Raw genomic sequence first — 14,012 nt, 5'->3', positions numbered from 1 at the left:
GGGGCAGATAGTTAGTAAAAATCTGATCTATGGATGCGAATTGAGCAAATTTTAAGATATTTAGATCAGTATTTTACTAACAAAATAGGGTAAGAGATCACGCTTTTACTAACAATAAAAGCGTGACAGATCGCTATTTTACTAACTAATTGAAGCTATTTAATAACTTAGTAAGCTGCTCTAAACGCTTGTCAGTCATCACTTTATTATCGATTTTTACCGATAAATCACCGCTTTTAATGTTTCGCTGTACGGTCACAAATTCACTTTCTATGAGTGATTCACGACGGCTTGGCGTAGCGGGTTCGACTGTTAAGTACTTAGTAATGGCTAGCGCACGCTTATCGTCACTGCTTATGGCGTTTATTTCGCTGTCAGTGCTGATTTCACTTACAAGGCGAGTGAATGCCTGTTCGTCACGCTCTTTCGCCGCAATAAGCTTTTTAGCCACTTCTCGGCCAACATGATTCGCTGTTGGGTAGAGGCTCAGTACAGAAGCGGGTAAATTTTCATAGGCTTTAATGGCATCCGCTATTGCTGTATGTGATACCCCTTCAATTGCTGCAATCTCACGGTACGAGCCCTTTTTGCCTTCTGCAATTAATTCATCACGGGTTTGCTGATAAGCTTGTCCAAGCTCCCACAGACTGGGGGCAATGTATTGATCAGAAGAGACTGCAAGTATTTTTGCATCTTGTTCTGTGAAATCTTCTGAACTTAGCACTAAATAGTCCGAACCACTTAAAATACACGCTTTGCGACGACGTGAGCCGGCTAAAACAAGCATTTCAGTGCCTTTATCCCAGCAAAGGGCAGGGTGTTGGTTTCGTCCGTCTTCAGCGATAGCCGGCAAAATATCAGCCACCGATTTTTCATTCAATAACGACTGAACTCGACGGTTCTTGCCATACACTTTAGTTTTAGATTCGATTTCAGAACTTGGAATGACTTTACATACCAGGGTAATTTGGCGCGTAGGATCACTTGGCGCGGGCATGCTAATAACATCGCCAGCATTGGCTTGTTCAAGTAAAGCATCTAGACTGCTGCTTTCAATTGACGTTGAAAAAGGATCTAAGCTGGTATCATTTTTACGTTTTTTAGCCATCTTAATCATTTACCTTACTTAGCTGTATTCAATTTTGATTGGGTTGATTGCCAGTTAGAACGAATCAACATTTCAAGCTCATCAACCACATCTTTAATATTCTCTTGAGCACGTAGTAATGATTCTCTACTTGCGAGACTGTCAGACGTTTTTTGGTCAAATATGGTATTAAAAGACGATGAACTCGCCGTGATAGCGGAGCTATGGTTTATTGGGTAACTCATAACTTGACGTCCAAAGGCACTGCGCACGTCTTTAACAATATCGCGTTGTGAATGATTGCCTTTCACGTAATTTGTAACGAGGAACTGCATAAAATCCCATCCTTGATGCCCTAAAGCAGCAACCGTGTGATAGATCTCGCCTAAACGTTTTAAGTATTTATTGTTTGCATCAAAATCAACAGCTTCAGGATGAACAGGAATAAGCATCGATGTTGAAGCCATTAAAGCGTTATAAAACATAAAGTTAAGTGATGGAGCTGTATCGATTAAAATAATATCAAATTGATCTTTTACAGGCTCAATCACTTTTTCTAATAATTTATGATAGTGACGTGTTTTATCGTAACTTGAACTATCTTTTAACAGTGTGGCTGTTTCATGTTCAAAATAAAAATCATCCATACCAGAAGGTAAAATACGAATATTGGGAATGTGAGTCGGTAAAAATGAATTAGTAACAAGTTCGTCCCACGTTTCATTTTCTTCAAGCTCAATGCAATCACGCATTAAGTCACCCACAGTAATTGGATCTGGTTCACTTGGCGGGAAGAAACTCGATGATGAGCCTTGTGGATCTAAGTCAATAATACCAATTCGATACCGTTTAATATTGGTTGTAGCGAGGGCCGCTGCAATATTAACCATGCTGGTTGTTTTACCACAGCCACCTTTCAAAGAGTTAATGACAATAACTTGTAGCTTGTCATCTGTTGTGCGGTGATCTGGCTTGATATCCATGATATCTGCCATAGCGAAAATATTGACTAGCGTATAGGCATAATGTCCATTTGCACCTCGTTTGATGTTTAATTCATCAAAGTCACCATTATCATGACGTCGCTTTAACGTTCTGTTATTACAGCCTAAAAGATCTGCTGCGGCTTTTTGAGTATAGGTGCGAAGTTCTTTTTCTTCCGATTTAAGATGAGCACGATAATGTTGGATACGTCCTTCTAGCGATTTTTCAGCAACTTCAGCTGTTGCTTTTAGTAACCGGTAAGTGGCTAGCGCATTATTATTAATAGACATACTTTCTTCCTCAAAGTTATGCTTTAAGTATAATGTCCATTCAAATTGCTGTAAACAACTATTTTGTACGACATGCCTTTTATTAATAAGACATTTAAGAAAAATTTGTAATCTAATTGAAGCTAAGTATAAATAAGTAAGATTAGAATTGGTTAAAGATATAGGTATATAAGGTTAACGTGCTAAAATAGCAATCTATGTTACTGATTAACCAGAATATTATTAAAAAAAGCAGATCATGTTTTTACTTGGTTAAGATCAGATCTCTTATAACTCGCAGATCAGCTTAATACTAACTAAAAAATCAGCTGCTTAGTTATGCACAGGTTAGTCACTAGTTTATGCACATTTTTACTGCTGTAGATCATGATTTTACTAACTAAATTAGAGAGTTATGCACTGAAGCAAAATCAGAATAGTGCATTTTGTTAGTATAGATCTGATCTATAGTTGGTACAGATCAGATCTATGCTAACTCAGTAAGCATTTATCCACATGCTTTTGTAAAAATGGGTTTATGTGTCGTGTTTTTTGACCTGAAAATGAATTTTAACATGACATAATATTCACTGAGTTAGTAAAATTTTGACCCATACACTATAACTTAGTAAAAATCTGATCTGAAAAGTTCTAGAATTAATCTAGTTAGTATAAAACTGATCTCAAGAAAATATTTCAGATCGGATCAAGTTTATACTAACTTAAACATTTAACTTTTTAAGTTTTATGTGTTGTTATTAACTGTCGAAGAAAAATTGGAAATAAGAACAATGAGCCGAAAGGTCAACATCTCAGTGGATAACCTCCCCGATACATTACGCGGGCAAATCCATGGGGTGGAAAGTGCAATCGATAATGAAAGTCTTGCACTGTTTACAGACAACAAAGATGTGCGCGTTTCAATTGAAAATGCAGCACATGGTTTGAGAGCTTACTCAAATACCTTTAATCATTATGATTTGTGGGGACGTTTTGTTCGTTCAGGTCATAAAAAGCTTCCAGTTGAAGAAGCACCAAAAAAGACAATTGTTACAAGAAGAATTTCAGAAAAAGTTGATGGGATTCTCTATGACGGCGAAATTAAAATTACCCCAGCAGTTGTCAGCACACGAAAAGATGGTGAAGACATTGAATATTTAGTATGGCCATCCGATCGTGAAGAAAAAGTTGAACGTGCATTAATACGTTTGGCCTCTAAAGGTAAAATTGTAAAAATTAATTTTAAATCGGGTATTCAATACGCGGTTGTTTTTTCAATGAATGAGTTGGCACAAGAATTAAAAGCGGTTGGTCAATCAATGCCGTATCCGCAGATTAAAGAATCGCTTGAAGCTCTTCAAGGTTCTAAGTTGTCATTTAAATATTCTGCAACTGACACGCGCAACTCTGATATTGATGATTCATTTTACGAGTCGAACATGAACTTTTTATCGTCGCTTCACTTTAGCGGTAAAAAAGGACAAGGCGGTAATGTAAAATGTGTGGCATGTTTAAATGCGTTTGTTCATAACATGATCGATAACCTTGAGTACAAAGGCTATTATTTTAATAGTGCTCAAGAACTGAAACGCGGTTTATCTCGCTGGATGATGTTACGTTTGTATCATCTTTGGCGTTATGCTGCGCCAGGTAAGACATATCATTTTAGATTGTTATCAATCATGGAAAAGTACGGCTCAATTTATTCAACAGATGAAATCACTGAGAATAAATTAAAAGCGTTACGTCGTGATATGACCACAACGATGAAAGATTTAATAGAAAAAGGCGCGATATCAGAATACAACATCACAAATGTGAAAGATGATAAAACGGGTAATATTATTGATTACACATACGAAATGCATCCGTCTGATCAATTTTGTGATGAAATTTTAGCGCTCAATAAACACAATAAACGAATTGAAATTCAAGGCGGTAAACGTATCGTTGAGAATGCTGTGTTAATTGATGAAGATAAAATAGAAGAAATAGTCGAAGATTAAATTTATATTTCTTATCTCCAATACTGTTACATGTTAAAGGCCACTAAAGTGGCCTTTTTAACATAATCAATCTGTTACTTGTTCCAAATAAAGTCGATCTACTAAAAAGTCATATTCTTTTTTACGTGGATGACTCTCAGGTTTTTGATAATCATTTAGTGCACCAAGTTTTACATCCGGTTCTGGATTTATAAGAATGAATGGTAATGCGGCACTCACATGATATCGGTTTTGAGCAGTGTATCGCACATTAACTTGTGGACTAACACGGGTAGGTCTTCGAATTCTTAATTTATCTTTATCATTTAAACTCGCAACACGGCTTTGTTCTTGTGCAACAAGAGATTGCCAAGTATGTTGATCTATCATTCTAGGGTTAGAGTAACTCGCCGATTTATCAAGCATGGCCAATGCCATTTTTTTGGATAAAGTTTTAGTTGCATGTTTGTGCATCCATGTGAACCTGACCGAGTAGGGTGATTCAGTTTCAAAATGAATTTTACGATATGCTGCAAGCGTAATTAAATTTGGTACAGCGTTATGCACTGCTTCAAATCGAGCATCATTATTATCGATAGCGAGTATACAGTTTTTAAAGTCAGCTTTTGCTTTGTTCAATTGTTGAATACGGGCTGTAAGTTGATTTTTATCAACATCATGAAGTACCAATAACCCAGGATGACGTTTTAAAACCCGACTACTAATCCCAGGTTTTTTATAAAGGTCTAAATACGAGTTAATAATTAATTTGTGCGCTTCATCACCTTCGAACTTTTTGACAGGAATCAGTGAGGGTATTTTTTTCTCATCGTTAATATCCGTTTCTGGTAATTGATAATAAAACGCTTTTTTAAAACTAACTTGTTTTAGATCATCGCAAAATAATTGGGTTAATTCGCTGACTAAATCAAATTGACTACGAATTTCTAATTTAGAAGTCATAAGAACACATCTTACTTTAACATGAGTTAATATTACCTCAGCTCCTTTGATATTCAAAGGATAAATTCTTCTTATACGCTGACCTTACATTAACATTAATATAAGTATGATGTGTTCTTAATTATATCCCTTAGCATGCTTTTTCAATATTTCAATCTGCTGTTTACTTTTATCTAAATACAGTGTAAAGCTGAGGTTACACTGAGCTTTATTATGGGTAAGATGTGTTCTTAATTTTATTACTCACTCACATTCTGCAAATCTAACTTAAGCTTTTGTTTTAATTAGCTATGATATAGTTGATGTCCAGTCAATCAATGCTTTGGTTTATCAAATAACTAAATAATTGAAAATAGGTGAATATAGTCCTTGAACTTACCCTGTGCATTAAGTTAGTTTTCATTAACGGTCTATGTTAGGAATGAGGAAAGAACATGCAATCGTGGAACCCAGATAGTTGGAGAAACCTGCCGATACTTCAGCAGCCAGAGTACCCAGATAAAGAAGCCCTTAAACAAGTTGAAGGGCAATTAAAAAGCGCACCGCCTTTAGTGTTTGCCGAAGAAACGCGTAGCTTATTTAAACAATTAGAAGATGTATGTGAAGGACGTGCCTTTTTACTTCAAGGTGGTGATTGTGCTGAATCATTCAGTGATTTTAATGCCGCCAATATTCGCGATACATTTAAAACTCTATTACAGATGGCTGTTGTCTTAACCTATGGCGGTAAATGCCCTGTTGTTAAGATTGCACGCATGGCAGGTCAATACGCAAAGCCACGTTCGTCAGATTACGAAACCATTGATGGAGTTTCATTACCTTCATATCGTGGTGATATTGTAAATAATTTTGAATTCACTGAACAAGCACGAATACCCGATCCACAACGTTTAATGACTGCTTATCACCACAGTGCGGCTACGTTAAACTTATTACGAGCATTTGCACAAGGTGGCCTTGCTGATTTGCACCAGGTAAATCGTTGGAATATGGGCTTTGTTGCTGCAAATCCATTAAAAGAAAAGTACCAACAACTTGCAGATCGCATTCAAGATGCGCTTGAGTTTATGGAAGTATGTGGTATTGACTCTACGGTTGCACCAAGTTTAAAAGAAACAGATTTATTTACATCGCACGAGGCGCTATTACTTGGCTACGAAGAAGCACTAACACGTCGAGACCATTTATCAGGTGATTGGTATGACTGTTCTGCGCACTTTGTGTGGATTGGTGAACGAACTCGTCAATTAGATCATGCTCATATCGAGTTCTTTAAAGGTATTAAGAACCCAATCGGTGTAAAAGTAGGTCCTGGCATGGACCCTGACGAGTTGATTAAGTTAATAGATGCAATTAACCCAGATAATATCCCTGGTCGCTTAACATTAATCACACGGATGGGTGCAGACATTCTACCAGAAAAACTGCCAGCGCTTGTTCGTAAAGTACAGCAAGAAGGACGCAAGGTTATCTGGAGCTCAGACCCGATGCACGGTAATACTGAAAAAGCGAGCTCAGGATATAAAACACGAAGCTTTAATAATATACTTCGTGAAATTAGCCAGTTCTTTGCAGTCCATAAAGCTGAAGGCTCATACCCTGGTGGTGTTCACCTTGAGATGACCGGCCAACATGTAACTGAATGTACAGGTGGGGCATATGGGCTGTCAGATGAAGATTTAGCTCAACGTTACCGCACGCAGTGTGACCCACGTTTAAATGCAGATCAGGTATTAGAGTTAGGCTTCCTTGTTGCAGACTTATTAAAGGATGCGCGCAAGTAATCTCGCTTTACTTATTAAGTATTAAAAGGCTGCATAGTGCAGCCTTTTTTATGTCCGATACTAATTATGAAGAAAAGTTGGTTAGTACTTACGACGCTCAAGCCCTGTATCAGATATAATTTTGGCTGATATTTCTTCAACAGAGTGATGTGTCGAATTCAAATATTGAATTTTTTGCTTTTTATAAAGCATTTCAACTTCGCGGACTTCGATTCGACATTGTTTTAATGATGCATATTTTGAGTTCGCCATGCGTCGCTGTCGTATATCAGCAAGTCTGACAGGGTCGATTGTTAAACCAAATAGTTTATGTTTATACGACTTCAAACATTCAGGTAGGCTGCCACGCTCTAGGTCATCTTCAGTCAATGGATAGTTTGCCGCTTTTATTCCATATTGTAATGCTAAATAGAGGCTAGTAGGGGTTTTACCACTGCGACTTACGCCCACCAAAATTATATCAGCTTCAGCATAGTTTTTTATATTAGCGCCATCATCGTTTGTTAGCGCGTAGTTAACGGCATCAATTCTAAAATCGTAGCTTTTTTCATGCATAGAGTGTGTACGGTGAACTTTAGGCACAGGCGCAACTTTGAGCTCTTTTGCTATTTGGTCACTGTACTGAGATAAGAAATCGTAACACACCGCACACGAAGATTTAATAATTTCACTTAGCTCATGATTCACAAAAGTGAAAAATACCAAAGGCTGTTCGCCGTCGCGCTGAGCTGTTGAGTTGATTAAATTTTTAACTTCGTTTGCTTTTTTTTCTGTCTCAACGAATGGAATTGTTTTGTGATTAAAATCGACAGGGAACATCGACAATGTAGCATGGCCAAACACTTCAGAGGTGATAGCTGTTCCGTCAGAAATATAGAATGCAGTTCTCATAATTAACCTTTTTATTACCTTTATCTGCAAAATAGGGGCTTCACGGTTTACGTGAGGTCTGTTGCCAGTGTAGAATGATGGCGACCTTTTTAGAAGGTTTTCTTTCTTAACTCTCACAGTTAGTACTACAATTTGTTTTATGGAGAAAGATCCGTGCAAGAATACGTTCTCTGGTATCAAGAGCTTGGTATGCAAGATGTTCCACGTGTTGGCGGTAAAAATGCCTCACTGGGTGAAATGATCTCAAACCTAGCTAACGCTGGTGTTCAAGTGCCAGGTGGTTTCGCTACAACTGCCGATGCATTTAACGAGTTCCTTGAGCAATCAGGGCTAAACTCAAAAATCCACGATATTTTAGACACATTGGATGTGGATGATGTAAATACACTCGCTAAAGTCGGTGCCGAAATCCGCCAATGGATTATCGACACACCATTCCAACCTAACCTAGACCAAGCCATCCGCGACGCATATAGCCAATTACATGGCGACGCATCTCAAGATGTATCATTTGCAGTTCGCTCATCTGCTACAGCAGAAGACATGCCAGACGCTTCATTCGCAGGACAACAAGAAACGTTTTTAAACGTACGTGGTATTGATTCAGTTATGACTGCAATCAAACACGTGTTTGCCTCATTATTCAATGACCGCGCTATCTCTTACCGAGTTCACCAAGGCTATGATCACCGTGGTGTTGCTTTATCGGCTGGTATTCAACGCATGGTACGTTCAGACAAAGCATCGTCAGGTGTTATGTTCAGTATCGATACTGAATCTGGTTTCGAAGACGTTGTGTTTGTCACATCAAGCTACGGTCTTGGTGAAATGGTTGTACAGGGTGCAGTAAACCCAGATGAATTTTATGTACATAAACCAACGCTTGCGAGCGGCAAGCCTGCAGTAGTTCGTCGTAACATCGGTTCAAAAGCAATCCAAATGATTTACTCAAGTGATGAATCACATGGTAAGCAAGTTGAAATCGTAGATGTAGATACTGCATTATCAAACAAATTCTCAATCACAGATGCCGAAGTTCAAGAACTGGCTAAGCAAGCTGTTATCATCGAAAAACATTACGGTCGTCCAATGGACATCGAATGGGCTAAAGATGGCAACGACGGTAAACTTTACATTGTTCAAGCACGTCCAGAAACCGTTCGCTCAAATGAAGATGCCAACGTAATGGAACGTTTCCAATTAAATGGCTCGAGTAATGTTGTTGTCGAAGGGCGTGCTATTGGTCACAAAATTGGTGCTGGTACGGTACGAGTTCTTAACTCTATAGACGAGATGGACAAAGTACAGCAAGGCGATATCCTTGTTACCGATATGACCGACCCAGATTGGGAACCAATCATGAAACGTGCAGCGGCGATTGTTACCAATCGTGGTGGCCGTACATGTCACGCAGCTATTATTGCTCGTGAACTAGGTATACCTGCTGTTGTGGGTTGTGGCAACGCAACTGATTTAATTAAAGCAGGCCAAGATGTAACCGTTTCGTGTGCTGAAGGTGATACAGGTTATATCTACGAAGGCATTCTAGATTACGAAGTACTTACTTCGCGCGTTGATGAAATGCCAGAACTACCAATGAAAATTATGATGAACGTTGGTAACCCAGATCGTGCATTCGATTTTGCCCGTTTACCTCATGCAGGTGTTGGCCTTGCACGTGTTGAGTTCGTTATCAACCGTATGATCGGTGTTCACCCTAAAGCACTATTAAACTTTGATGCGCAATCAGATGAGTTAAAAGCAGAAATTTCAGACATGATGGCTGGCTATGAGTCACCGGTTGAGTTCTACATTTCTAAGCTTGTTGAAGGTATTGCGACATTAGGGTGTGCGTTTGCACCAGAGCGTGTCATTGTTCGTATGTCTGATTTCAAATCAAACGAATACGCAAACCTAGTTGGGGGCCAGCAATATGAGCCGGAAGAAGAAAACCCAATGATTGGTTTCCGCGGTGCTGCTCGCTACATTTCTGAAGATTTCCGTGATTGTTTCGCGCTAGAGTGTGAAGCAATTAAACGCGTTCGTAACGAAATGGGTATGACGAACATCGAAATCATGATTCCATTCGTACGTACCCTTGAAGAAGGTAAGCGTGTTATCGAACTTCTTGAAGAACATGGCTTAAAACGTGGCGAAAATGGTCTTAAAGTGATCATGATGTGTGAATTACCATCAAATGCGCTATTAGCTGATGAGTTCTTAGAATACTTCGATGGTTTCTCTATTGGCTCAAACGATTTGACTCAGCTAACACTTGGTCTTGACCGTGACTCAGGTTTAATTGCACATCTTTTTGATGAGCGTAATCCTGCGATTAAAAAGCTGCTTTCAATGGCAATCCAAACTGCAAAAGCAAAAGGCAAATACGTAGGTATTTGTGGTCAAGGTCCATCAGATCATGAAGACTTTGCAGCATGGCTAGTTGAGCAGGGCATTGATTCTGTATCTCTTAATCCAGATACAGTATTAGAAACTTGGTTATACTTAGCTAAAAAGCTAGCAGACTAACTAGTGTTTATAAAAAAATGCCAGCGATTATGCTGGCATTTTTGTTTACTCAATTAGAAAGTATCACGATGCACTTAAGTGTTATCGTAGATTGGCAATTATCTCGCTAGTTTTTTATCTAAATAAGCACATGATTTAGTGAGTGCTTTTTGACAATAAACCAAATAGCGACGTGCCAGTGGGTAATAAAACGAAAAGCACAGTAATCCCACTATAAAAAATAGTAATGATGGGCCGGGCACAATGACAAATATCAACCCAAGTAGCATACTTAAAATACCTAAGCTTACTAATAAAATCTTTTTCATATCCCTTACTCATTTGATGCTTTAATAAACAGTATAAAAGTATTGAGACTTAAATCGATTAAAAGAGTGTTACAAACTGTAAAATCTTCAATTTAACTTAGCTATTAGCATGATATAATTTACGAAATGCCTTAATTTATCACCGTCATGATAGCAACAATAAGTCAACAACAAGTCGCTTCTGAGTTAGTCGCTAACTACCTAGAAACTATTGTAAAACAAGGTTTTTCGGGTGACACAGACGCAAGTTATTCTACGCGATTAAGCTTATCGACCGATAACAGTGTTTATCAGCAAGTACCGCAAGGAGTTATTTTTCCAAAAACGGCGAAAGATATTCAACTTGCAATGCAAATCGCCTCTCGAGATCCATTTCTGTCACTGACTTTTGGTCCTCGCGGCGGTGGCACAGGGACAAATGGTCAGTCTCTTACTCCTGGTATCGTCGTTGATTTATCTCGCTACATGCGTGAAATATTAGAAATAAATGTTGAGGAAAACTGGGTAAGAGTGCAAACAGGTGTCATTAAAGATCAGCTTAATGACTTTTTACGCCCTTATGGATTTTTCTTCGCACCTGATTTATCAACCAGTAACCGAGCAACAATTGGTGGGATGATAAATACCGATGCATCAGGGCAGGGCTCGCTTGTCTACGGTAAAACCAGTGATCATGTTTTAGGTCTGACAACATACCTAATCGATGGAACTGAAATGTCTACCTCACCCATGCCTATCGAAAAAGCACAGTTAGTTGCTGAGCAAAACTCAACAGTCGGCAAGTTGTATAAAACGGTAATGGATATTGGACTCAATAATCGTGAGGCAATTTTGCAAAAATTCCCACGATTAAATCGTTTTTTAACCGGTTATGACTTAGAACATATTTTTTCTGACGACTTACAAACTTTTGATATGAGTCGTTTAATTACGGGATCTGAAGGTTCTTTAGGTATAGTTACCGAAGCCAAACTTAATATTACCCCAATTGCTGAGTTTAAAACCTTAATCAATATTAAATACGATAGTTTTGATTCAGCATTGCGTCATTCACCTTTTTTGGTCGCCGCAAATGCAACGTCTGTTGAAACAGTCGACAGTAAAGTGCTTAACTTGGCACGGGAAGATATCATTTGGCATTCAGTATCGGACTTAATAACCGATGTTGATAATAAAGATATGCAAGGCCTCAACATGGTTGAGTTTAATGCCGTATCACCGGATGATATTAAAGAAAAAGTAGACACGCTATGTAGATTGTTAGATGACTGCGTTAAAAACGAAACGCATGGTGTGATCGGTTATCAACTTACAAATGATAAAGCCGATATTCTAAAAATTTATGCCATGCGTAAAAAGTCTGTTGGTTTACTAGGCAATGTTAAAGGTAGTCAAAAGCCGCTCGCATTTGCTGAAGATACTGCCGTACCTCCAGAAAATTTGGCAGATTTTATTGTTGAGTTTCGTCAACTTCTTGATAGTCACCATCTTCAGTATGGTATGTTTGGCCACGTTGATGCGGGTGTTTTACATGTGCGTCCAGCCCTAGATATGTGTGATCCTGAGCAAGAAAAATTACTTCGCCATATTTCAGATGAAGTTGTAAAACTTACCGCTAAATATGGTGGTTTAATGTGGGGCGAGCACGGTAAAGGTTATCGTAGTGAGTATGGACCAGAATTCTTTGGTGAGCATTTATTTACTCAACTACGAAAAATTAAATCAGCTTTCGATCCAGACAATCGCATAAATCCCGGTAAAATATGTACACCGCTTGAAAGTAAAGACTCCCTCGTTTCTGTTGATGATCAAAAGCGAGCTTGGTTTGATAAAGAAATTTCTATTGACGTTAAAACAGAATTTAAAAACGCCATGACTTGTAATGGTAATGGTCTTTGTTTTAACTATGATCAAAATTCTCCAATGTGCCCTTCGTACAAAGTAACGGGTGACAGACGCTACTCACCTAAAGGACGTGCAGGTTTAATGCGCGAATGGTTGCGTCTTCAAGAATCAGAAAATATTGATTTAATACATGTTGAAAAAGAACTCATCAATGGAGAAGTAATCACGTGGTGGGAACGTTTTCAGCATAGCCGAGATAAGAAAAAAGGCATTTATGATTTTTCGCATGAAGTGAAAGAGTCAATGGACGAATGTTTAGCATGCAAAGCATGTACAACAGCCTGTCCTATAAAAGTAGATGTGCCAACATTTAGATCGCAGTTTTTAAATTTCTATCACAGTTACTACGCGCGGCCATTAAAAGATTATTTAGTGGCAGGTATCGAACAAACGGCACCTGTCATGGCTAAATTTGCAAAGGTAGTGAATCCAATTGTAAATACAAAACTGGTTTCTAGTTTAATAAAAAATACAATTGGCTATGTTGATACACCAACGTTAAGTGTTCCTCAACTTTCGAAACGCGTAAACAAAAGTGACATGTTCAATTTTGAATTACTTAAATCACTTACCAGTGATGAACAAGCTGAGTATGTTCTTATTGTTCAAGATCCATTTACCAGTTTTTACGAGGCAGAATTGGTTGAGAGTTTTATAAAAGTAATAAAAGCGCTGGGTAAAAAACCAATGCTGTTACCCTTTAAACCAAATGGAAAAGCCCAGCACGTAAAAGGTTTTTTAAATGAATTTAAAATTACAGCAAAAAATGCGGCTGAGTTTTTAAATTCACTTTCTGAAATAAACTCTCCACTGGTTGGTCTCGATGCGTCACTTGTTATGTGTTACCGCGATGAGTATGTATCAATACTAAAAGAAACGCGTGGTGATTTTAAAGTTGAACTTGCTCATGAGTGGTTACAAACACAAAACTTTAAAAACGTATCACTGTCGGCAAAAAGTGCTGTGCCATTTAAATTATTAAGCCACTGCACTGAAACGACAGCGATGCCAAATGCCTCAAAAGTTTGGCAAAATATTTTCTCTGATTTAGGTTTATCTTTGAGTACAACAAGTACAGGTTGTTGTGGTATGGCTGGCACTTATGGTCATGAAAAACAAAATCAAGAAAACTCACGCGCATTGTACGAAATGAGTTGGAAACCACTTATTGAAAATAGTGAACCCGAAACTATTTTGGCTACTGGATTTTCTTGCCGTAGCCAAGTAAAGCGTTACGAAAAATATAAACCAAAACATCCACTGCAATTAATAGCAGAACTGTTATAAAAAAGGCGCTTTAAGCGCCT

Annotated in this window: 9 protein-coding genes; 4 read left to right on the top strand and 5 right to left on the bottom strand. The window is 38.2% G+C overall.

What is annotated here, in order from left to right; translation table 11 throughout:
* Positions 1-145: 145 nt before the first annotated feature.
* Positions 146-1,108, bottom strand: a complete 963-nt coding sequence (locus tag D0907_RS18155) for a transcriptional regulator (protein ID WP_036972625.1) — start codon at positions 1,106-1,108, stop codon at positions 146-148.
* Between the two features lie 14 nt (positions 1,109-1,122).
* The gene (locus D0907_RS18150) at positions 1,123-2,361 is read right to left on the bottom strand and encodes an AAA family ATPase (RefSeq protein ID WP_036972627.1); all 1,239 of its coding nucleotides are present in this window, start codon (positions 2,359-2,361) and stop codon (positions 1,123-1,125) included.
* Between the two features lie 770 nt (positions 2,362-3,131).
* Between D0907_RS18150 and D0907_RS18145 the strand changes: the two genes are divergently transcribed.
* Positions 3,132-4,346, top strand: coding sequence for a hypothetical protein (locus D0907_RS18145; protein WP_036972628.1), 1,215 nt, complete (start codon positions 3,132-3,134; stop codon positions 4,344-4,346).
* A gap of 66 nt (positions 4,347-4,412) precedes the next feature.
* On the opposite strand, the gene D0907_RS18140 is transcribed toward D0907_RS18145, so the two are convergent.
* A complete protein-coding gene (locus tag D0907_RS18140; RefSeq protein WP_118844975.1) occupies positions 4,413-5,288 on the bottom strand; it encodes a DNA replication terminus site-binding protein in 876 nt (291 codons plus the stop codon).
* Positions 5,289-5,722: 434 nt separating this feature from the next.
* On the opposite strand from D0907_RS18140, the gene D0907_RS18135 reads away from it, so the two are divergent.
* On the top strand, positions 5,723-7,072 hold the full coding sequence (locus D0907_RS18135) for a class II 3-deoxy-7-phosphoheptulonate synthase (protein WP_036972631.1): 1,350 nt from the start codon (positions 5,723-5,725) through the stop codon (positions 7,070-7,072).
* Positions 7,073-7,153: 81 nt separating this feature from the next.
* On the opposite strand, the gene ppsR is transcribed toward D0907_RS18135, so the two are convergent.
* On the bottom strand, positions 7,154-7,963 hold the full coding sequence (ppsR, locus tag D0907_RS18130; protein ID WP_036972633.1) for a posphoenolpyruvate synthetase regulatory kinase/phosphorylase PpsR: 810 nt from the start codon (positions 7,961-7,963) through the stop codon (positions 7,154-7,156).
* A 153-nt stretch (positions 7,964-8,116) separates the two neighbouring features.
* Here ppsR and ppsA point away from each other — a divergent pair, with 153 nt between their 5' ends.
* Positions 8,117-10,492: a phosphoenolpyruvate synthase gene (gene ppsA, locus D0907_RS18125; protein ID WP_036972634.1), complete on the top strand. Its 2,376-nt coding sequence runs from the start codon at positions 8,117-8,119 to the stop codon at positions 10,490-10,492.
* A gap of 98 nt (positions 10,493-10,590) precedes the next feature.
* Here the strand turns inward: ppsA and D0907_RS18120 are convergent, their stop codons facing one another.
* Positions 10,591-10,800, bottom strand: a complete 210-nt coding sequence (locus tag D0907_RS18120; RefSeq protein ID WP_036972636.1) for a PGPGW domain-containing protein — start codon at positions 10,798-10,800, stop codon at positions 10,591-10,593.
* Between the two features lie 147 nt (positions 10,801-10,947).
* Between D0907_RS18120 and ydiJ the strand changes: the two genes are divergently transcribed.
* Positions 10,948-13,992, top strand: a complete 3,045-nt coding sequence (gene ydiJ, locus D0907_RS18115; RefSeq protein ID WP_118844974.1) for a D-2-hydroxyglutarate dehydrogenase YdiJ — start codon at positions 10,948-10,950, stop codon at positions 13,990-13,992.
* Positions 13,993-14,012 lie beyond the last annotated feature (20 nt).

It is taken from the genome of Pseudoalteromonas lipolytica (genome assembly GCF_003515105.1).
In the GTDB taxonomy this organism is placed as follows: domain Bacteria; phylum Pseudomonadota; class Gammaproteobacteria; order Enterobacterales; family Alteromonadaceae; genus Pseudoalteromonas; species Pseudoalteromonas lipolytica.
This window is presented reverse-complemented; position numbering and strand designations above follow the sequence as displayed.

Bases quoted from the DNA above. Each gene is read 5' to 3' on its own strand.
- D0907_RS18120 (WP_036972636.1), bottom strand. From the start codon at position 10,800: ATGAAAAAGATTTTATTAGTAAGCTTAGGTATTTTAAGTATGCTACTT.
- D0907_RS18140 (WP_118844975.1), bottom strand. From the start codon at position 5,288: ATGACTTCTAAATTAGAAATTCGTAGTCAATTTGATTTAGTCAGCGAA.
- D0907_RS18145 (WP_036972628.1), top strand. From the start codon at position 3,132: ATGAGCCGAAAGGTCAACATCTCAGTGGATAACCTCCCCGATACATTA.
- ppsR (WP_036972633.1), bottom strand. From the start codon at position 7,963: ATGAGAACTGCATTCTATATTTCTGACGGAACAGCTATCACCTCTGAA.
- D0907_RS18135 (WP_036972631.1), top strand. From the start codon at position 5,723: ATGCAATCGTGGAACCCAGATAGTTGGAGAAACCTGCCGATACTTCAG.
- D0907_RS18155 (WP_036972625.1), bottom strand. From the start codon at position 1,108: ATGGCTAAAAAACGTAAAAATGATACCAGCTTAGATCCTTTTTCAACG.
- D0907_RS18150 (WP_036972627.1), bottom strand. From the start codon at position 2,361: ATGTCTATTAATAATAATGCGCTAGCCACTTACCGGTTACTAAAAGCA.
- ydiJ (WP_118844974.1), top strand. From the start codon at position 10,948: ATGATAGCAACAATAAGTCAACAACAAGTCGCTTCTGAGTTAGTCGCT.